The sequence below is a fragment of the Gilliamella sp. ESL0441 genome, assembly GCF_019469185.1.
Taxonomy (GTDB): Bacteria; Pseudomonadota; Gammaproteobacteria; order Enterobacterales; family Orbaceae; genus Gilliamella.
In genome coordinates this window covers 349,351-371,494 of record NZ_CP048264.1, presented here as the reverse complement: position 1 = coordinate 371,494, position 22,144 = coordinate 349,351, and the positions used below count along the sequence as shown (strand labels likewise).

Below are 22,144 nucleotides of genomic sequence, written 5' to 3'. Positions count from 1 at the left end.
CTATGCTAACTTTTTAATCGTGATTAATAAAGTTATTTTAAACAATATGTCTTTCATTAAATCTCTAATTTGCATGTTCAAACTGCATTGCGATATATAAAAAAAAGCCTATCCCTGAGGAATAAGCTTATAAAGTTAGATTGTTAGGATTTTATTATTATTAAAAATTGTATCGATAACCGAGGTTGATCTGTTTTTTATCAAACTTATTACCTTTAGCAAAATCAACTTCACCGTAAACATGATGCTTATTTTCAATGGTTGTATTTATACCGAGCGCATTTTCAAACCAATGTCCACGATAGTGGTTAGATTCTTTACTATTATTTAATCGATAAGTGGTATCACCATCAAATTCTTTTACATAACCTGTTTTTAAATATAAGTTAGTTTGACGGATGTTGTTGGATAAAGCATAGCCCACAATTGCACTAGTGCGTCCTATAAAAGAGTTATAGCTATCAAATTTTATTTTTAATCCATTAGACGCATGTGTTGAATCAGAACTATTATTGGTATAAACAAGTTGTAACTGAGGTTCTGCATATATCCCTTGTTTTGCCTCAGCAAGGTAAAAACGTTTACCCGCTTCTAACGATAAACTTAGTGCGTGGGTATTCCCTTTACCAGATATATTTTTACCTTGGCTATCACTAACATTAAATTGATTTTTCAATTTGGATAATTTGAAAATACCGTCTAAGTAAAAATCGTTATTCGTGATGTAAGTTGAATAGATACCGATATTATAATTTTTACCAGAACCATTTCCTCGTTTAAAATGTTGATCAACATCATAATAGCCAATCATTCCACCTAAATAGAAACGACCATTTTCAGATTCATAAATAAGTTTATCGATACCACTTTGTAGCCCCCGATAATTCATTTTATAATGACTATAATCAACAGATGCAAATGAGTTTAATTGACCAACTACGCCTTTAATCCAAAAATCCCCTTGATGATTCGATATATTACGTAAATCACCTATTCGTTGTAATAAAGTTTGGATATCAATATAAACGAGCATATAGTTTGTATTAGCAAAGCTTAGCGTGGCTTGAGCCGTTGAAGTTTTTGGTGGTTTTGAAGGTTTCTGTTTTGAACCTGTACTATATAACTCCCAACCACCCAGATCGTCTGAATCAGGATCAGTGATTTGTCTAAGATCGTATTCATAACCACCTAATTCAACTTTATTAATTAACTTGAAATTAGCATGATTTCCATTTGTTTGAATAATATCTATTTTTTCTGTTCCTTTCGTACTTTGCGATCCATCATTTTTTACAATTACGTAGTGTTCTCCTTCTGTACCATCTTTATCAGTTATAATTAATTTATCCGTTTTTTGGTTAACAATATCAGTTTGAAAATAAAAACGACTGTTGTTACCGGTTAATTTATTTGTTTCTAACACTGTATAATTTGATGGTTGCGCAGCATTTTCAAGTAATTTACCTTGTTCATCTTTCCAATTGTCGTAACGATTGAGGTAAATTTCACTATCTTGGACATTTAAATTAGTTACATTTGAATCACGTTGAATATACCATGTAGATTGATTATTCAAGGTTATGTTGGATTGGCTGGCTTGATTGTCTTTGTCTAAGGTTTTATCCGTAAAGATACTCCCTTTTAAGATCGATGCATTAGACGTTAAATTAAAACTACTTGAAACCTTATCAGCTACTTTAGCCGTTCCACCGCCATAAGTAACATTTAATAGATCGGTATTTTCAGCCGCTGTTGCCGAACTATTTTTTAATACTAGTGCGCCATTTTTTACTGAATCAGCCACAGTCATAGCTAAATTATTATCGTTGATATGCGATAACATACCCACATCAAGGCTATGATCCCCAACCTGAATTAAATTACCGCTAGCATACGTATTATTTCCATTTTTGTCACAGCCACCAAGTTTACAGATAAAACTGTTATTATCACTGGTATTAATCAATTCGAACTTACCTGATTTTCCATCACTGGTAATGTCTACATTTTCGAGCATCATATTTTGAGCAAGATCTTTTGCCGAAGAACCATCTTCATTCAGACTGTAACCATTGCCAAAATTAAAACGTATTGCTGTGGTCGCTGAATGAATCGTACTACGACCTTGTCCATCCAACGCATGCATTTTTATGCTTGCTCCATCACCAATAAGTCGAAGACCATAAGAATTTTCTGAATCTGTTTTTATATGTGTTTCACCAAATGTTTCAATGCTGGAAGACGCCAATTCAGAACCAATCTCTCCGCCGTGCTTAAAAATCTTTCCATCTTTATGCATTGTTCCTAATCGACCAGCATTGATACCATCAGAAATGCTTCCAGTAGTATGAATTTGCGTGACAAAATTAGTGTGTTTGTCGTTATTTAAAATGACAGATGAACCACCCGTTGCTCGAATACCCCGTGAATCCGTTCCGTTAGTCTGTATAATTAACGATCCTTTATCATAACCTTTGGCAATAACTTGTGACTGTTCCAATGTCCGAATCGCTGAACCGGCACGACTAGCAAGGCTACCTATTTCACCTCCAGCAAAGGTGACGGTTGAGCCTTTATTTTTAGTATAAATTCCCATGACATAATCTTGAGAAGAATCAGTATTAATTTTGACAAGTTCAAGATCTATCGTCCCTTTGCCTTCTGCCCATATGCCGGCACTTGATGCACCAGTATTAGAAATTTTCGCGACGGATAATCCATGATTGCCTTGAATTTTTATTTTTCCGTTGTTGACAGCTATTGTTCCATAAGGTGTGGTGGCATTCTCGACAGCTAAATCCAGATTATCTGCAACAATATTCAATTGACCGCCAGAGCCTGCCCATAATGCATTGTTTGCATTCCAGTCATTAGTGTATTTGTCTTTTGATTTTATGGTAATATTTTTCGAATTAATGGTTGCAGAGGCACCTTTTTCTACCGAAATACCACGTCCTCTTTGATTTTTATTGCTTCCGATATCAATTGTTATATCGCCTTTTGCACCGGATGAATTCAACAAATAATTGGCATCTTGGCCTATCACATTAATCCCATTACTATTTGAGTTAGAACCTGGATTAGTAATTATTAAGTCACTTACGGTATCATGGCTGATTGTTGTCCCGGCATTAACATTAATATTGATAAAATTACTATCATTAGTTTCGCAAGAGTTTGTGGAATTAATTTGTCCATTCGTTATACTACACGGTAAAGCATTGACATAAGTCGCATTCGAAAGTGTTATTAATGCAATGGTTTGACAAATAACCGAAAGCTTAGGATTTTTCATATAAAGTAATAACCTATAAAAATATCGAACATAAATTAAAATCAAAAAAAACATGATGTAATTCGCATTACATCATGTTGTTCCACTTATAATTCCAATTAAAACAGAATGTCTTAGATAGAATCGACGAAGCTTATTTACATTTAAAATACATGAACTATTACAAATAACTTCAAAGCCTATCTTTACGTTATTATTATAAATTAAATATTATTTACTTTCTATATACATTTCTTTACCATCATTTAACGAAATCTAAATTTAGGCTATTTCAGTATAAAAATGCGAACTCAGTCTTTAAGGATATATGCTCAAAGCTCGATACAATCAGCATTGTTCAAATTGACATTAAGATTTTGCCTATTTTAATCATAGATTCAATGAAGGTTTAAATTGGCAGCTAGCGTATATTTATTGATCGATTATTGCTGTGGCTATCTAAGATGGACAGTATGATTATGACGATATTTAATCTTGAAAAAAGATATTATTTGGTGGAGCCAAGGGGGATCGAACCCCTGACCTCAACGCTGCCAGCGTTGCGCTCTCCCAGCTGAGCTATGGCCCCATATAAGAGGGTAGAAAACAGTGCTTAATGATATTCAACTAGCCGAAAAGTGTCAATCTATTTAAAATTATTTGATTAAATAACGGTCTGATAAAACTCTGCTGAGTACCAGCAGAGTTTAGAGATTAACGAGTGACAGAATGTGAATCAACTTCATCTGTTTCTATTTTTTGTGGCATGAAGTGTTCTCGTTTAACACCTAATTTAAGTGACATGTAAGCCGCAACATAAATAGAAGATATGGTACCTAAAACAATACCAACACCTAATGTTTCAGAGAAACCTTTTAACATTGAACCACCAAAAATATATAAAATAATGACAACTGCAAGTGTTGTACCCGAAGTCATTAACGTTCGATGTAATGTCTGTGTCAATGAAATATTAATCACATCATAGGGTGATGCTCGACGAATTTTTCTAAAATTTTCGCGAATTCGATCAAATACCACGATAGTATCATTAAGGGAATAACCTATAATGGATAACATTGCAGCAATGATTGTTAAATCTAATTCTCTTTCAAACAATGATAAATAGCCTGCCGTAATAATCACGTCATGTGCAAGTGCCACAACAGCCCCCGTACCAAACCGCCATTCAAAACGGAAGGCAATATAGATCATAATACAAACTAAGGCTGCACAAATAGCAAGGATACCATCTTGGGCAAGTTCTGAACCCACCGTAGGCCCAACAAATTCAATTCGTTTAATTTGGGCATCAGCATCTATGCTTTTATGAATCAAATTTGAAATTTTGACACCTAACTCATTATCAATTACAGAAGAGACACTTCCATCGTTTTGTTTAGCCGATGCTAACCGAATAATGATATCCTTACTGCTACCATAATATTGGACGACTGGTTCGTGATAACCTGCTTCACGCAAGCTATTACGGATTTCATCAAGATTAACTGATTTAGTCACTGTAATCTCAACTGTCGTACCACCTGTAAAATCTTGTCCTAAATTGAATCCTTTCGTGAAGATTACAATAACAGATGCAACAACGAGTAACATCGATATCACAAAAGCAATAAAACCAAATTTTAAAAAGTCAAGGACTCGGCGACCATGATTTAATTCTCTAACATCATGATTTATTTTATCATTAACAATCACAATACACCTCTAAATTGATAACTTATTAACACGACGACCGCCATAAATGAGATTTGCTAATGCACGAGTACCAACAATCGATGTAAACATTGACGTTAAAATACCGATACCGAGTGTGATAGCAAAGCCTTTAATTGAGCCTGTTCCAACGGCATAAAGGATAATGGCAGTAATTAATGTGGTAATATTGGCATCAAATATACTGCTCCAGGCACCAGCATAGCCTTCATTAATGGCATGCTGAACTCCACGTCCATTTTTGAGTTCTTCTTTAATCCGCTCGTTAATAAGAACATTAGCATCAACCGCCATTCCAACAGTTAACACAATACCTGCAATACCTGGCATACTCAGTGTAGCACCCGGTAACAAAGACATTATGCCTACGATTAAAATTAAGTTAGCTACTAGCGCAAGACTTGCAAATACACCAAATAGGCGATATACCACTAACATGAAGATAACCGAAATTAATAGTCCCCAAACGCAAGATTCTAAGCCTTGAGTTATATTTTCTTGCCCCATTGTTGGTCCAACGGTACGCTCTTCGATAATTTGAATTGGCGCAATTAATGCACCTGCTCGCAGTAATAATGATAGGTTTTTAGCTTCATCAATACTACTGATACCCGTTACTTGAAAACGTTCACTAAAGATACCTTGAATAGTTGCAACGTTAATGACACGTTCATGCTTTTCAAAAATTGGTTTATCGTTTTCATCACGTTTACCCGTATCTTTGTATTCAACAAATAATGTAGCCATTGGTTTATGAATATTTTTTTGGGTGAAGTTAAGCATAGTTTTACCACCTGAACTATCTAAAGTAATAGATACTTCTGGTTGACCGTATTCATTCACTCTGTATGATGAATCGGTTATGTGATCACCTGTTAATACAACACGTTTATATAATAATACGGGTTGTCCTCTATCGTTATATTTGATTTCGGAACCATAAGGGATTCGCATTTGCCCATTAATAATAGCGGCTAAATCCGATGAACTGTTTTCATTTACTTGTCGGAATTCAAGAGTTGCCGTTGCGCCTAATATACGCTTTGCTTGTGCTGTATCTTGAATACCAGGAAGCTCTACGACAATACGATCAGAACCTTGGCGTTGTACAATTGGTTCTGCAATACCTAGCTGATTTACACGATTTCGTAAAATAGTCGTATTTTGTGCAACAGCATCATTTTTCGCTTGTTGCAAGCGTAAATCACTAATACTAATTACTATGCTATTGTCATTTTGTGAAACAACTTTGAAATCTTGTAATCTATCTATTCTAGCAATGGCTTTGTTGCGATCATTAACATTATCAAATTGCATAACAATTTGTTGTTCATGATTTGCATTTAATGATTTATAGTTCAGTTTATTATTAGAAAACTCATATTTTATGTTTTCAATCGACTGATCGATTAGCTTATTTAGTGCTGTTGTCATATCCACTTCCATTAAAAAGTGGACACCCCCACGTAAATCAAGACCTAACTTCATTGGAGAGGCACCAAACATAGCAAGCCAATGAGGCGTAGCTGGTACTAAATTTAAAGCTACAATATAGTTTTCATCTAAATTCTTTGAAATTATTTCTTTAGCTTCAAGCTGAGTATCATTATCACCAAAACGAATGACCAAAGATCCATTTTCATAAACATAGGATTTGTAACCAATTTTATTTTTATCTAACAAGCTAATAATATTTTTTTGCTTTTCGGCATTAATTTTAGCACTATCAGAACCAGAAATTTGTATAGCAGGATCTTCACCATATATATTTGGAAGAGCATAAAGAAGGCCGAGGCAAATAACGACGACCAACATAATGTACTTCCACAAAGGATAGCGATTTAACACGACATGTTCTCTTGTGGGGGTTATTAAATTAACACAATGAATCTTAATTTATAAAATTTTATTATAAAGATTTCATTGTCCCTTTTGGTAATACAGACGTAATAAAATCACGTTTGATTATCACTTCAGTAGAATCATTCAATTCTAAAGCAATATAACCATTTTCGTTGACTTTCGAAACTCGTCCAATTAGTCCACCATTAGTAAGCACTTCATCACCTTTGCCGATAGAAGCCATCAACTCTCGGTGAGCTTTAGCTCTTTTTTGTTGTGGTCGCATAATCATAAAATAAAAAAACAATCCAAAAACAACCAGCATAATTATCATCAAATAATTATCGTTTGGTTTGGCTCCATCATTGGCATAGGCCTTAGAAATAAAAAAGTCCATACTTGTCCTCTTAATTCGATATTATTTTTTAAAGGTTGAAATTGTATCATAAAAATTAATTTGGTTATGAACTATTTATTACCAAAAATAAGCGTTAAACAATAAATATTTAATTTGATGACAAATAGTTAAAGTTTTTGTGAAAGTAATGAAGATGTTATTAAGTAACTAAATGATATAAATATCTCAATAAATGACTAAAGTTGCATGAATAATGACAAAAATACTTGAATTATTTATTCATAAGATAGAAACTTAGTAATAGAAAGAATCATTTTTTTATAGTTTAATCGCAATTTTAAGGTAATCAAATAATATTGCAAAATAAAGTCTGACTTTCAAATGTTGATACAATAATTTGATTTAATTAATTAATTTAATAAATTTTTTTGTTTTTATTTAAATATTTAATATTACACATATAGATTTTATCTATTAAAAATAATATAAACTATTTAATTTTATCTTGTTAATATATATTTAATTTTACTTTTATTGTGAATAAAAATTATGAATAAAATTCATTTATTATTGTTATTAATATTATGCCTGTCTTTTGGGGTAATAGCTGATGAAAGTGATATAACAGATTCAAAACTTAAAATTTCAGATCCTAGTGCTTTAATTCCAGCTTTAAAACTCTCCGCAGAAAAAGGTGATGCGCAAGCACAATACTCATTAGCAAATATGTATAAACAAGGTTCAGGAGTTAAAGTAAATGATAATCGTGCTTTTTTTTGGTATAGAAAGGCTGCTCAACAAGGTTTAGCTAAAGCTCAAAATAATTTAGCTTATATGTATCAAAATGGCTTAGGTACCAAACAAGATTTATCTAAAGCATTTAAATACTTTAAATTAGCAGCAGATCAAAATTATGGTTTAGCATATTATAATTTAGCTTTAATGTATAAAAATGGCAAAGGCATCGCTCAAGATGTTCCTAATGCCGTAAAATATTTTGTTCAGGCTGGAGAACAAGGTGTTTATGATGCTTATCTTAACCTAGGTATTATGTATTTTTTTGGCGATGGAGTTCCTGAAAATCGTACGATTGCAGCAGACTGGTTTAGTAAAGCGGCAACAGGCAATCTCCCTGAAGCTCAATATTATCTAGGCGTCATGTCAGAACATGGCGATGGTTTAATTCAAAACCATGTGGCAGCAAACTATTTTTACACTCAAGCTGCTGAACATGGTCATGTACTTGCAATGTATAATTTAGGAATAATGTATGCCACTGGAACGGGTACAAAACCTAATAATGAGCTAGCTGCACACTGGTTTACTAAAGCTGCTGAAGCTGGCTATGCAGATGCACAATATAATATAGGTGTAATGTATGATGTCGGTGGTGGTGTTCCCAAAGATGCTAAAAAAGCAATAGAATGGTATTTAAAAGCGGCGGAACAAGGTAGTGCCGATGCGCAATATAATTTAGCATTGAAGTATTTAGAAGGTGAAGGACTTGATAAAAATACTAAAAGTGCTATTTATTGGTTTACAAAAGCGAGTGAGCAAGGCGACCAAGACGCTAAAGCTTATTTAGATACACTAATAACAGAAGAATGAAAGGGCTAAAGCCCTTTTGGTATCTAACCTGAATTACGCATCCCTGCAGCAATCCCTGATATCGTAATCATCAATCCTTGTTCTACAATACCATTATCATCTTCATTACGTTGACGAGAACGACTTAATAGTTCAGCTTGTAATAAGTTCAACGGTTCAATATAGACATTACGCAAAGCTACCGATTGAGCAATCCATGGCAAATCAGCCATTAAGCTATCATCATCAGTAATTGTTAATACTGTATTAATATCTTCAGCTAATAAATTACGTAACTCTTCTCCTAAGGACCACATTGCAGAATCAACTAATCTGTATTCATAGTACTGATGGATATTGGGTGCAGCTTTAGCATAGACCATTTCTAACATACCAAGACGGGCATTAAAAAAAGGCCAATGATGATACATCTCTCTAAGTAAATCTTTTTTACCTTCTTCAATTACTTTTTTTAGTGCACTACCCGCACCTAACCAAGAGGGCACCATTAAACGATTTTGTGTCCAAGCGAAGATCCATGGAATTGCTCTTAAACTTTCAATACCCCCCCCTGTTTTGCGTTTTTGAGGTCGAGAACCAAGCGGTAATCTGCCAAGTTCAGCTTCTGGCGTCACCATTCTAAAATAATCTACAAATTCAGCCCGTTCACGTACATAACGCCGGTAGCAACGACAAGATATATCTGACATTTCATCCATTATATCGCGCCATGCCTGCTTTGGTTCTGGAGGTGGTAGCAAATTAGCTTGCAATATTGCTGATGCATAAAGCATTAAGCTACTTAATGCAACTTCCGGTAATCCCAGTTTAAAGCGGATCATTTCACCTTGTTCAGTGACACGAAGACCGCCCTTTAACGAGCCGGGTGGTTGTGAAAGTAATGCAGCATGAGCCGGGGCTCCGCCCCGTCCAATAGAACCACCACGACCATGAAAGAGTATTAAATTAATATTATATTTTTCAAATAATGCCACTAATTCTTCTTGAGAGCGGTATTGTGCCCAAGATGCAGCAAGCGTGCCCGCATCTTTAGCCGAATCAGAATAACCAATCATTACCATTTGTTTACCTTGAATCTTTTCTCGATACCAAGGAATATCTAGTAATTTTTGCATAACTGATTTCGCATTATTTAAATCATCTAACGTTTCAAATAGCGGTACAATCGGAACACATTTATGGCAATCAACAATTTTTAACAATAGATAAACAGCCAAAATATCAGAAGGTGCCTTTGCCATTGAAATGACATAAGATGCAATGGATTCTTCACCTGCTTTCTTGATAACACGGCAAGTATCTAACACTTCAGTAACGATTTCATTTGGTTGCCAATTGTAGGGTAACAAAGGGCGTTTAGATTGTAGTTCTGTTAATAAAAATGTTTGTTTTTGTTCTTCAGACCATTGAGCATAATGACCTAAATTGAGCTCTTTAGTTAATGCATCTAGCGCTTCAGTATGAACAGAGCTATCTTGACGAATATCTAATCTTACTAATTGTAAGCCAAAGCTTTTTATGCGCCGTAGAGTATCTATTAATGGACCATGTGCTATGGTAGACATGCCATGATCAATTAAAGATTGATAGCAAGTATAAAGTGGATTCCAAAGTTGTTCATTTTTTATCAGAATATCTGAAGGAGCTAATACTTGTTCATTATTAAGTAACGAAACAATATAACTTTGAGTTTTAACTAAACGAGCGCGTAACTGCTTCATGACTGCACGATATGGTTCTGATGCGGTTTTATTTGTTTCATCAAGCAAATCAATAACGGATTGACTACATTCTGTCATTGATAATTCACGCACCAAAATTTGAATATCAGCTAAAAATAATTCAATCGCTTTTAATCGTGCCTGTAACATCACTTTTTCAGTAACTTTAGCTGTTACATTTGGATTACCATCACGATCTCCTCCCATCCATGAAGTAAACTTAACAGGCACATTTTCGACAGCTAATTGTTCACTAAACGCATCCACCAGTTGATCGTTAAGTTCACGTAAAAATAAGGGGACACCTTCCCATAGACTATCTTCAATCACAGAAAATCCCCACTTAGCTTCATCAAGTGGTGTGGGGCGTTTTTTTCTGATTTCATCGGTATACCATGCTTGACAAACTAACTGTTTTAATCGTCGCATAATTCGCTCTATTTCATAATCAGCTAAGTCATTATGATCCAGTTGGGATAGACAACTATTTATAGCTGTGTATGTATTAATCATCGTTCGACGATTAATTTCTGTTGGATGAGCGGTTAATACTAATTCTATAGATAATTCTTTAATAGCTTGAGTGATTGTCTGGTTGGAAAAATTAAGCTGTTTTAGCGTACTGAATAATTCCGTCATTTTTTTAGGGCTGCTAGCTGCTTCCCCATGAGGTGAAATGCCATAATATTCAGCAGCCGTATTAACTAAATTTAGAAACTGATTAAATGCTCTAGCTACATGTAATAAATCTTCATCATTAAGATTTTCGATTAACTCAAGTAATTCAGTATGAGATTGTTTATTACCTTGCTGTGCAGATTTTGAGAGTTGTCTTATTTTCTCAACTAACTCGAAAGTATCATTACCTGTTGCTCGTTTTATTGCATCACCGAGCAACGTACCTAACATATTGACATTACTTCGCATTGAGGAGTATTGACTATTCATTTTAATCTCATTTTAGTTAATATTATACATAACCGACTTTAATCTATGTTTGCAATTGCACAGATCGACGATATAAATGTCTGTTTATTTGCTTAAGTTATATACTTTATAACAATGCTAATTTGATTTTAAATAATAAAATTTTATGGTTTTTATTTTTTTTATTGTTTTAATTATATTGAGGATACAACGTTATAAAAATTAAAATAATTGCCCTATTTGATAAAAATACTAAAGCTGAATATTTAAATATCTGTTTTTCAATGAATAGATTATCTGTAAGCCTGTATCTTAAATTAATTTGGGTATATACTAATACCATTCACAATGAGTATTGGGTTATTTAATGATCGTTGTATTTTATATCACGTCGATTATTGCTATTGTTGCAAGCATAAAAGTAATTAGTTGCTTACAGGTTAATAAGGCTATTTTATACCTTATTATTTCGCTTTTTGCTTCTGCTTTGATATTAATTATACTTGATAGTTATTTATCCGCTGTTTTATATATCCTTTTATTTATTGGAGGAACTGTTACGCTTTTTTTAATTGCTGCAAATATATTTCAAATTCAGCGAGATAATGTAGAAAAAGCTAAGTATGGAATAAGCCCTAAAATATGGTTAATGCCACTAATATTTGCTTTTATTTTATTAGTCATTCTTATTTACGGAGTGGTAAAAACTGATAGTCAACTACTGAAAGATTCACATAATTTAAGTCATGAAATATCAGTATATGTCTATATTTTAATGGCAGAATTAGCATCGTTTTTATTATTAGGAGCCGCAGTCATTGCTTATCATTTCAGGCAAAGACTGTTATCGGAGATTTAATATGATTCCGCTATTTCAATGTTTGATTTTAGCTTGTGTTTTATTTGTAATAGGTTTATTTGGCGTTATGATTCGCCGTAATCTTTATTTCTTGTTACTTAGTCTAATTGTTATGAATAACGGAATTATCATCGCCTTAATTGCTGCAAGTAATTATTGGCAACAAGTAGATGGGCAGATTCTGGCTATTTTAGCTATTATTACAACGCTTGCTCAAGTTTGTGTTGGACTTGCACTTCTGAAGAAATTAATTTTTAAACGAAAAATTATCAATATTGACTCATTAAGCGAAATGAAAGGATGAATTTACTTTATTTAACTATCATTATTCCCTTGCTTTCTTTTTTAGCTTTAGTTAGTTTGGGAAGACAAATACGTTCAATTAACATAACCATTATCGGTATTAGTACAATGCTAATTGTCGTATTAATTTCCACATTTTCTTGTATTGACTTTATCACTAACTCAGTACCGGATATGTCATTGATTTATAGTAAAACACTATGGAACTGGTTTTCTATTGGCGATTTTAATGTTCCGATCACTTTAACCTTAGATGGATTATCGCTAATTTTTCTTGTTTTGATTGCTTTTATAGGAATTCTTGTTTATTTTTTTGCTGCATTTTATTTAACATCACAAAAAGATATCTATACCTTTTACGCCTATAGTAATTTATTAATAGCAAGTATGTTAACCATCATTCTAGTTGATAATTTACTCGTTATGTTAATCGGATGGGAAGGTGTTAGCCTCAGTATTTACTTACTTATTGGTATTTACCACAAACAAATGCGTAATAGTTATTCTGCAGTAAAAACTTTTTTTATGATGCACTTAACTGATCTTTTCTTCATTATCGCAATATTTTTAATTTTTCAAACACTCGAAACATTAAATATTCAAGATATCTTAAGCACCGCACATGATAATTTAGCGGTAGATTCTGACATCATTTTTTGGATCACGTTATTGTTGTTCTTAGGTGCAATTAGTAAATCAGCACTTTTTCCAATGCAATCATGGTTTAATGAATCAACGTTAGCTTCTATGCCTGCCGTAGCATTAATGCAATCTTCGACAGTAATTTTAGCGGGCGTGTATTTGATTTTAAGACTGAGTAATCTGTTTATGATGTCAAGCGATGTACTTTACATTATGACCATAATTTCATCATTATCGATAATATTTTCAAGTACAATTGCGTTAGTACAATATGATATTAAACGAATTGTAACCTTTATCAATTTAGCTCAAATTAGTTATATCTTTTTTGCATTTTCTACACAAAATTGGACGTTATCGCTAAATTGTTTAATCAATTATGCCATTACCAGTGTGTTACTAATATTTGCTTCAGCAATACTCATTCAAAAATGTCATGGAGAGCGTGATATAAGTAAATTAGGTGGATTAACTAAAGAATTTCCATTGTTATTGGTAATCTTTTTATTCATCATGTTATCAGTTAGTGCTTTACCTTGGATTTCTGCCGCATTTTATATAAAAGGCGATATCATTTGGAGCTTAATCTTGCAAAATAGTTTAGTTTCGGGCACTATTGGCTTATTAGGAATATTATTTGCTAGCTTGAGTATTTGGCGCTTAATCCTTAAAGTGTTTTATCATAAATTGAAAATACACGATTTTGCTAAAACCAACTTAATGAGTTATCTTCCTATATTGATACTGTTGATCTTTACTACAGCACTTTTTACGCATTTCCCATTACCAATCAAAGGTATTATTTCAACGAGTGAATTAGATCATCAAGGGAATTTATCTTTCCTGTTTCTGTTGACCGGTATTGTTGTGTTGAGCTTCATCATTGCTTATACCTTATATGCACATCCAAACAGCGAAGTGAAAGAAGTATTTAACACTCCTTTGGTAAAATCTTTCATCCGTTTTTGCACAGCTAATTGGCGTTTTGATTATCTTATCAATCTGTTACTTGTTAAACATTATATGATGTTAGCCAATAAGTTAAAAAAAGATCCATTAGGCATATGGGATAATTGGATAATGACGAGCATAAAAAAGACAAGCTCGCATGTTGTTGGTTTAGAAAATGGACATCTCAGATGGTATATTGTTTCAATTGTGATGGGTTGTATCTTTATTTTGATGTTACTAATTTTTATTTGATAGGGGTGTAATCATTCATGTTATTATGGCTTGTTTTCTTACCAGTATTAGGCGGATTTATTGGTTGGTTATGTCCGATTTTTATACACCGCAAAGTGGCATCCAGTGATACACAGCCTAGATGGAATAACCTATCATTTATTATAGCGTTAATTACAATTTCTATCACGCTGATATTAATAATCAATTTATGGTTAAATGCCGCAGCGACTATTGAACAGGGAGAAAACTGGGCAGAAGAAGTCAATTTTGAATGGATATCTTTATTAGGGATTCGTTTCCATTTATGTTTAGATAGCTTATCTATAATTGTGATTTCTTCATCCTTATTGATTGTATTGATCACTATTATCTACTCAAGTAAAGAAAATATTAATAACCCTGGCCTGTTTTATTTTAGTATTTTATTAATGACTTCGGCCGTTATATTATTATTTACCGTAACAGATCTATTTTTACTATTCTTTTTTTGGGAAGCCGCTACCATACCAGTTTATTTTTTAATTTCATTATGGGGAAGACGGGATTCAAACTCATTATTACGTTTCAATGGCGCAAGTAAATTTTTAATTTATACTCAAGTTAGTAGTTTATTGATGTTAATCTCTATCGTGTCACTGGTGTTGATTAATTGGAATTTAACAGGTCATTGGACATTTGATTACCGAGTTCTAACGAAAACTCCCATTTCGAGCAATACTGAATTTTGGTTGATGCTTGGCTTTATGGCTGCCTTTATTGTTCGAGTCCCTTTTGTCCCATTTCATAATTGGTTTATCGAAGCTCATATAGAATCATCAACTACAGGTTCGATGATGATAAGTGGCTTATTACTTAGTACCACAATTTTCGGAATACTGCGTTTTGTAATTCCACTATTTCCAAACGCAACGCTGATGATCGTACCTTATATTTTGGCACTTGCCTTATTTTCAATTTTTTATTCCGCTTTAGTTGCATTTACACAAACTGACATAAAAAAATTGATTGCCTATATCCACATTGCACTTATGTCTTTTCTTACAGCTATTATCTATAGTGGTTCAATTATTGCCTATCAAGGTGTCATCATACAGATGATTGCTATCAATTTCGCTATTGTAGGCATGTTTATTATTAGTGGCCTGTTAGTTGAATGTTATTCAACTCGAAATATTAATCAATTTTCGGGTGTTAAGCACCAAGTTAGTTATCTTTCAACTTTTACATTATTTTTTATATTGGCTGTTTTAGGTATTCCTGGTACAGCAAATTTTATTGGTAATTATCTTATGTTACTTGGTAGTTTTGGTTCTTATTCTTATTATACAATCTTATTAGCTATTGGATTATTATTGCTATCTATATCATTTATTATACGTATGCAACCTATATTTTTTAGTGTTCCAGATGAAGAGACTGCACCAAAAAATCAACTAAGTAAAAAAGATTTATTATTATTAAGCAGTTTATCAGCTGTACTTATTCTTATCGGTCTATATCCTCAATTGATTTTAGATATGTCTTATTCTGTTGTTAACCAAATACAACAATATATCACTACGGAACGAGTAGGAGAATAATAAGTTATGATTGCTTTATCGCCTATTTTCATATTGAGCGTTACAATAATTATCTTGTTGTTTTCAATATTTTTTTTAAAAATTGAAACAAAAAAATGTGCAATTTTAACTATAAGCGGGTTAAGCTTAGCTTTATTCAGCGCAGCGATAATTGGATATAAAATTTCTATCAATAATAAAAACATTACTGATATCAGTAGTGATAATATGCAACTATCTTTTTCTTTAACTCTTCCAACATTTTCAAATTTTTCTAAAGAAAAAATACTTGCTATTGAAACTCCACCTACAGCCCCTACGGCATCAGATAACAATACGACAGAAAGTAAAATTACTAACGATAACATAACGTTAGAAAACAATTCAACTGAGCATAAACATGTTGTAAAGGCGCCTAAACATTCTTCACGCCTGAAACTAAACGAAGATAATACTGATTGGGTGTCACAAGAAATCACCACACTTTTTACATGTGATGGATATGGTTTACTTTATAGTAGTTTAATTTTAATGATATCAATTATCGTAAGCTGCTTAGCATTTCGTTGGTTTAAACAAGAACAAACTTCACAAGGCCTGTTTTATTTAATATTAGTTTTTATGGCGTTAGGCGGTGTAACGTTAATGTATGCTAGCCATTTAATGGCTTTTTTTATTGGCGTTGAATTACTCTCCATTCCTTTTATAGGACTCATTGGTTACCAATATATTCAAACTCATTCACTAGAAGCCGCCGTAAAATATATGATTTTATCTACTATTGCTAGTGCATTCTTGCTTATGGGCATAGCATTTTATTATGCCGCATCTGGTGAATTAACCTTTAGTGGTTTAAGTTATCAATTATCAACAATGACATCTCAAAGTCCATTGTTATTAATGGGTGTCTGTTTAATGTTAGTGGGTATCGGTTTTAAACTATCTCTCGTGCCTTTTCAACTTTGGCTACCGGATGTCTATCAAGGTTCACCAACGATTGTTGCCTTATTATTATCAACCGTTGGTAAGGTTGCTATCTTTTGTGCTATTGCTAGATTGTTTTTATTAGCCCCGATTGTAAACAACGAAACCATACGTATTATTTTAGTGTTCATGGCATTCTTTTCAATTTTATGGGGGAATTTATTTGCATTCATACAAAGTAGTTTAAAAAGGCTATTAGCTTATTCCTCTATTGCCCATTTTGGTTATTTATTCATTGCTTTAATTGCGGTGCAATATCAAGTATTAGCATTGGAAACCATTGGAGTATATCTAATTGGTTATACCCTTGCCAATATTACAGTTTTAGGTGTAATAAGTTTAGAATCACATTCGAATGAATTACGCGATCATGAGAATGAAATCGATTTATCCGGATTATTTTGGAGACGTCCAATTCTTGCCTCAGCTATGGGAGTGGGTTTATTATCCTTAGCTGGTATGCCGTTAACAGTCGGTTTTATTGGTAGATTTTTATTAATTTTATTAGGGGTGACAGCCGAATTATGGTGGTTAATGGCAGCTGTCGTTATTGGTAGCGCACTGGGACTTTATTTTTATGCTCGCTTAGTTATCAACCTTTATTTAAGACCAAATTGTCGTGATGATCAGCTTGTAAATAATCCCCTCATGAATATTAAATGGCAAGATTTTCGATTGAGTGAAGTTCTTATTGCAATATCAGCATTACTGATAATAATTTGTGGTGTTTATCCGAAATGGATATTTAATTTAGTCACCATGGCTCAGTACTTGTCTACTTAAGAAAAACTTCTACTTATTTATAAACATAAAATATAGGTGTCTGTACCAATAAATATATTTAGTACAAATGACAATCTAAAAATGCTTTATCTAAACTAAAGGGTTAACTTATTAAATCAATTTTTTTTCAAAAATGATGAATAAGTTAACTTAAAACATACATCAAAAATTGGTTAGCTCCTATCGAATAACTATTTTAAGTCAGCTGTAAATTCTTTTTTTAACTGAAAGCCAAATAACAATCCCATACTTGAATCATATTAGTGATAGTTTAAGAAATCGATAGCGATAATTCAGATAAATCATATCGTTTCATCAAATAATGTTTCTATCTATTTAATCGATATTTTAACTATAGCTTGAAGCAAAAAAAACCACTCTCTCGAGTGGTTTTCAATTTAACGTTTAAATAATTATGGTTTAATTTCTGCCGTAACTTTAAGATTATAACCTTGAGCACCAGCTTTATAGTTACCACTTGCATACATGCTATCACTATTAAGTTGACCTAAAGTAATCACTTGTGTACTTGCAATTACATCGGCTGACGCTGGTACACTTTCGTAATTTCCATCTAATGACCATTTAAAGTTATAATTCGCACTTAAATCAACATCATTAGCATCTAATACACCATTTCCATTTTTATCTAACCATACAACTGCTTTATATTTACCGCCTTGTTTAGGAACTAAAGTACTCGAAGCTATGCTGTAGTTATCATTTGAATCAGCTGCGAGAATATAAACTTTCATTTCATCTGATGCAATTGGACCAAATCCATTTAAATTTGGATTGTCAACATCACCTGGACCTTCATCTTTACCATCTAGATCACTTGGAATTGGACCACCGGTAAGATTCCCATTTTCATCAATTCCATTAACTGTACCAGGTGCTTTGTTACTCCAAATATCAGATACTCTTAACCATTGGTTAGCATAAGGTAAACCAAATTCAGTCCTTTCTAAAATTTTGAAACCAATTTTAGTTGCCCCAGCAAACTCATCTGTAATCTTAAATTTAATTTCGTTTTCAGAAGCATTATTTGTGCCTGAAAGTTCTAATGTGCTCATATTTGCTTCTTTCCAAGTATTACCTAGAAGATAAAAAACTTTTAAAGTCGTTTTAACAGAACCTTTATCTTCATCGCCATCAGTATCTTGTAGGTTATACTTAATTTTAATATAGTTACCGACTTTAGCTTGTGTTTGACCAATTGTATTACCCGCTGAATCTTCAACAGTTAGCGTCAAAGAATGATCTTTTGCATTAGCAGAAGTACCTTTAATTAACGGTGGATTACCTTCAATTGGCTTAGTAGTTTTTGCGTCTAATGCAAAAGCATTACTGACAGTAAAACCGGCTAAGAACATACCTAATGCGATATTCTTAATAATTAATTTTTTCATGTTTAGTTCCTATTTTTATTTGTAACATCAAATGTACTATTAATTAATACACTGATACATTGATTATTTTTAGATTACCTGAACTCCTTGGTAATCTAATTACGCTTTTATTGTTCATGAATGTTATTGAACAAATACTTGTAATCTAAACCCTTGATCACCTGCACATGCAATTGGAGATGCATTTAAAGGACTGAAATTTAAATCTTTTGGTGCATCTGCAGTTGCTTGCATACTAGTGCCACTACTAGCAAAACTATTCGTTTTTAAACTTCTGATTTTATAGCGAGCATTAATTCCCATACCGACATTAAACCAAGGCCCATTTGGATTTACCCTAACATCAGGTAATGCTGCTGTTGATGCTTTTCCTGGACATGCTGCACTGTTGGAATCAACAAGTGACCAAATAACAAACGGATTGTTAATTTCTGTTATTCCATCAGCTGCATAGACTTTGACATAATATTCATTATCGACTTTCCACTCTTTAGAACCATTAGGATCAAATTCAAGGGAGCGTCCTACTTGGCTAGCGACTAATACACCATCGCTACGATAAACCTTGATTAGTCCCGCTTGACCACCAGTAAAATCGACAGATACTTTGTTAAATGACGAACCAAATTGCTCAATTGAAGTTGAAAATTCAATAATTCCTTGTATGTTGGAAGCGACATCTATTGCATAACTGTCTCCAATAACTTCAACACCAGCAGCTGTAGCCGCTTTCTGAGATACTTTTTGACCCATTTTGATTTTTTCAAATGATTTAACAATGACACACGGCTCTTGTTTTGGACATGCATTTACATTGCCAGAAGTTCCATCAATTAATGGAATTTTTTTGCCGTTGCTAACAGCTGTCCATCCTTTAAGAACAGAATCGAACGAGTCAGGAATTCGCTTCATTAGTTGCTCATCACTAAATCCATCAACATCTGCTGCCGTAATTATTGTGCCATTAGATACTTTCGGTTTTACCAAACTTGCCATTAGCGTTACCGCAGTGTTTCCATCAGCTAAATTAGAAGCCATTGTTGTACGATTACCACTTCTATCAACAGCCCAGAGACCAATTTTTCGCATTGCTGGGTTTGGCAAAATTTCAAAAGTTACAGGATTTGATGTTGCTGTACGACCTTTTTTATCTGTCACTGTTACGGCTAACGTATATTTGCCATCAGTGCTATGTGGACGACGTAAGCCGTTTTCATCAACATAAGTAGGTGCCATTATTTTCCAATTTTGAGTGTCTGTTGTAGGAGTGGCCCATGATGATGAAGTACAAATACCTGTTGTATTACAGAAGAAACCGCCTCCTGCATCTATTTGATACATATCGCCCGTCCATTTTAGAGAACTTAGACTTTTGGCATTATATACAGCAATATTGACATCATATGTCTGACCTTCGACCAATTGGAGGGCTTCAAGTCCTAAATCGACACTGAGTTTTTTCTCTTTATATTCAAGAACAATATAATTATTACGATCAACCAGATCATAACGACTTCCAGCTAGCGATCGTGCTTTTTGAACCATATCTGGATCTAACTGATCTTTTAGAGGCACCCCTAAACGATAGTTCATTGTTAATGATGCAGAGGTTGCTTTTTTGTTATTTTGTCCTCTTTTATGTTCTGCTTTCAATGTAAAGAGTGGAACTGGGGTATAATCTAGACCTGCGGTAATTGCTCTTGGATTTTTTTGGAGATTGTCTTTTCCAAATAGGGCAACTTTATCACCAAAGTATTGTTCATACATTAGCGAACCACCTAGATGAGGGTATTGAGGTAAGTATCCTTGTAGACGTATATCAAAACCTTTAGCCGCACGCTCTAAATATTCATCAAAATCACGTGACTGTTTCCAGCTTGATAACGGGTGATAATAGTTAGCAGCCAGCTTCATATAATCTGTCCATGCTTCTGCACCGATACCTAAGCGATTATGAGCCCGTTGAAAATCATGGTCTAAAAAAACGTTGTAACCAAGTAACCATTTTTTATCCGCTACATCCCAACGTTGTCCTATACCAAAGTTTCCTATCCGACGGTTATGTTCATACTCTTGAAATGAAATTTGACTAAATATCAACATATTATCAGTGTCATACAATGGACTAAATAATTTGAGACTGAGATTATTAAAGTTACCTTTGTCACTCACATCAAATGATAATTGTGCTGTACCAAATCGTCCTAAAAAATCTTGAGCTGCATTACGTAAAGGATCAACAACATGATTTCTTACATTACTACGTACATAGTCTTCTGCGTAAGTCCGACCTTTATTCCTTAAATGACCAGATAAACCACCATTTTCAGAAGATAATAATTGTTCCCAATCTTGTGTTGCTAATGTTTGTAATGTTTCAGCAACATAAGTATCTAATTTTTCTTTATCTGCTTTAACATCGTATTTTTCATCTGACCCTAAATTTGGTAAAGCATACTTATCTTGCTTCTCTTGCTTTTCTGGCTCTGATAAATGTTTAGATGGTAATAATGGTGAGTTTTCGGGAAGAACTAAAAGTTCACCTTCTTCGACAGAATCTCTTTTATCAAAACGACCAGCATTCATTTCACGTAATTGGTCAATTGTAATTCCACTTCTTAATGCAATTTGATAGAGACTTGCCTTTTTGTTATTTATCATCTCACGAACTTTTGATCCATTTTTAAGTTCGATGATTTTATTACTATCAACTGCATCTGAAGACAAAGTATTATTTGCATCCAAAGCTATGGCTGTTTGGCAATTTAATGCAATTAATACTAATGCAGAGATAACTTTTAAATTAAGATTTGTTTTCATCTTAATCGTTCCTTATATTTCCAAAAATTGATAAATGATTATCAAAAAACTGTTATTTAGCTATTAGATTAGAAAAGAAAATTGCGTTTTAAAACATTTTAAAGATTATGCGATCCTCTCAATCTTTAAAAAT

General features: G+C 33.2%; 13 protein-coding genes and 1 tRNA gene. 6 read left to right on the top strand and 8 right to left on the bottom strand.

Features of this window, described 5'->3' with window-relative positions; translation table 11 throughout:
* Nucleotides 1-160: 160 nt before the first annotated feature.
* The 5 genes from GYM75_RS01720 to yajC all read right to left on the bottom strand — a co-directional run bounded on the left by GYM75_RS01720 (nucleotide 161) and on the right by yajC (nucleotide 7,247).
* Nucleotides 161-3,295 (bottom strand): autotransporter outer membrane beta-barrel domain-containing protein, encoded by a 3,135-nt coding sequence (locus GYM75_RS01720; RefSeq protein WP_220216459.1) that lies wholly within the window; start codon nucleotides 3,293-3,295, stop codon nucleotides 161-163.
* Between the two features lie 492 nt (nucleotides 3,296-3,787).
* Nucleotides 3,788-3,863 (bottom strand) — tRNA-Ala (locus GYM75_RS01715).
* A 125-nt stretch (nucleotides 3,864-3,988) separates the two neighbouring features.
* Complete coding sequence (secF, locus tag GYM75_RS01710; RefSeq protein ID WP_370632150.1) at nucleotides 3,989-4,972, bottom strand: protein translocase subunit SecF; 984 nt, start codon at nucleotides 4,970-4,972, stop codon at nucleotides 3,989-3,991.
* Nucleotides 4,973-4,999: 27 nt separating this feature from the next.
* Entirely contained in the window at nucleotides 5,000-6,856 is a 1,857-nt protein-coding gene (secD, locus tag GYM75_RS01705; protein WP_255556808.1) for a protein translocase subunit SecD, read from the bottom strand.
* A 61-nt stretch (nucleotides 6,857-6,917) separates the two neighbouring features.
* Nucleotides 6,918-7,247 carry a preprotein translocase subunit YajC gene (yajC, locus tag GYM75_RS01700; protein WP_220216456.1) on the bottom strand — a complete coding sequence of 110 codons (330 nt, stop codon included), beginning with the start codon at nucleotides 7,245-7,247 and terminating at the stop codon, nucleotides 6,918-6,920.
* 510 nt (nucleotides 7,248-7,757) lie between these two features.
* On the opposite strand from yajC, the gene GYM75_RS01695 reads away from it, so the two are divergent.
* The gene (locus GYM75_RS01695) at nucleotides 7,758-8,816 is read left to right on the top strand and encodes an SEL1-like repeat protein (protein ID WP_220216455.1); all 1,059 of its coding nucleotides are present in this window, start codon (nucleotides 7,758-7,760) and stop codon (nucleotides 8,814-8,816) included.
* Between the two features lie 23 nt (nucleotides 8,817-8,839).
* On the opposite strand, the gene ppc is transcribed toward GYM75_RS01695, so the two are convergent.
* Nucleotides 8,840-11,485, bottom strand: coding sequence for a phosphoenolpyruvate carboxylase (ppc, locus tag GYM75_RS01690; protein ID WP_220216454.1), 2,646 nt, complete (start codon nucleotides 11,483-11,485; stop codon nucleotides 8,840-8,842).
* 346 nt (nucleotides 11,486-11,831) lie between these two features.
* Between ppc and GYM75_RS01685 the strand changes: the two genes are divergently transcribed.
* The 5 genes from GYM75_RS01685 to GYM75_RS01665 all read left to right on the top strand — a co-directional run bounded on the left by GYM75_RS01685 (nucleotide 11,832) and on the right by GYM75_RS01665 (nucleotide 17,779).
* The gene (locus GYM75_RS01685) at nucleotides 11,832-12,323 is read left to right on the top strand and encodes an NADH-quinone oxidoreductase subunit J (RefSeq protein ID WP_220216453.1); all 492 of its coding nucleotides are present in this window, start codon (nucleotides 11,832-11,834) and stop codon (nucleotides 12,321-12,323) included.
* Nucleotide 12,324: 1 nt separating this feature from the next.
* Nucleotides 12,325-12,627, top strand: a complete 303-nt coding sequence (gene nuoK / locus GYM75_RS01680) for an NADH-quinone oxidoreductase subunit NuoK (RefSeq protein ID WP_220216452.1) — start codon at nucleotides 12,325-12,327, stop codon at nucleotides 12,625-12,627.
* Nucleotides 12,624-14,471, top strand: a complete 1,848-nt coding sequence (locus GYM75_RS01675; protein WP_220216451.1) for an NADH-quinone oxidoreductase subunit L — start codon at nucleotides 12,624-12,626, stop codon at nucleotides 14,469-14,471. Before nuoK ends, GYM75_RS01675 begins: the two co-directional genes overlap by 4 nt.
* Nucleotides 14,472-14,488: 17 nt before the next feature.
* Nucleotides 14,489-16,033, top strand: a complete 1,545-nt coding sequence (locus GYM75_RS01670) for a NuoM family protein (protein ID WP_220216450.1) — start codon at nucleotides 14,489-14,491, stop codon at nucleotides 16,031-16,033.
* Nucleotides 16,034-16,240: 207 nt separating this feature from the next.
* Complete coding sequence (locus GYM75_RS01665) at nucleotides 16,241-17,779, top strand: NADH-quinone oxidoreductase subunit N (RefSeq protein ID WP_220216449.1); 1,539 nt, start codon at nucleotides 16,241-16,243, stop codon at nucleotides 17,777-17,779.
* Nucleotides 17,780-18,192: 413 nt separating this feature from the next.
* On the opposite strand, the gene GYM75_RS01660 is transcribed toward GYM75_RS01665, so the two are convergent.
* Both GYM75_RS01660 and GYM75_RS01655 read right to left on the bottom strand, forming a co-directional pair.
* Nucleotides 18,193-19,191, bottom strand: coding sequence for a hypothetical protein (locus tag GYM75_RS01660; protein WP_220216448.1), 999 nt, complete (start codon nucleotides 19,189-19,191; stop codon nucleotides 18,193-18,195).
* Nucleotides 19,192-19,314: 123 nt separating this feature from the next.
* Entirely contained in the window at nucleotides 19,315-22,011 is a 2,697-nt protein-coding gene (locus GYM75_RS01655; RefSeq protein ID WP_220216447.1) for an inverse autotransporter beta domain-containing protein, read from the bottom strand.
* Nucleotides 22,012-22,144 lie beyond the last annotated feature (133 nt).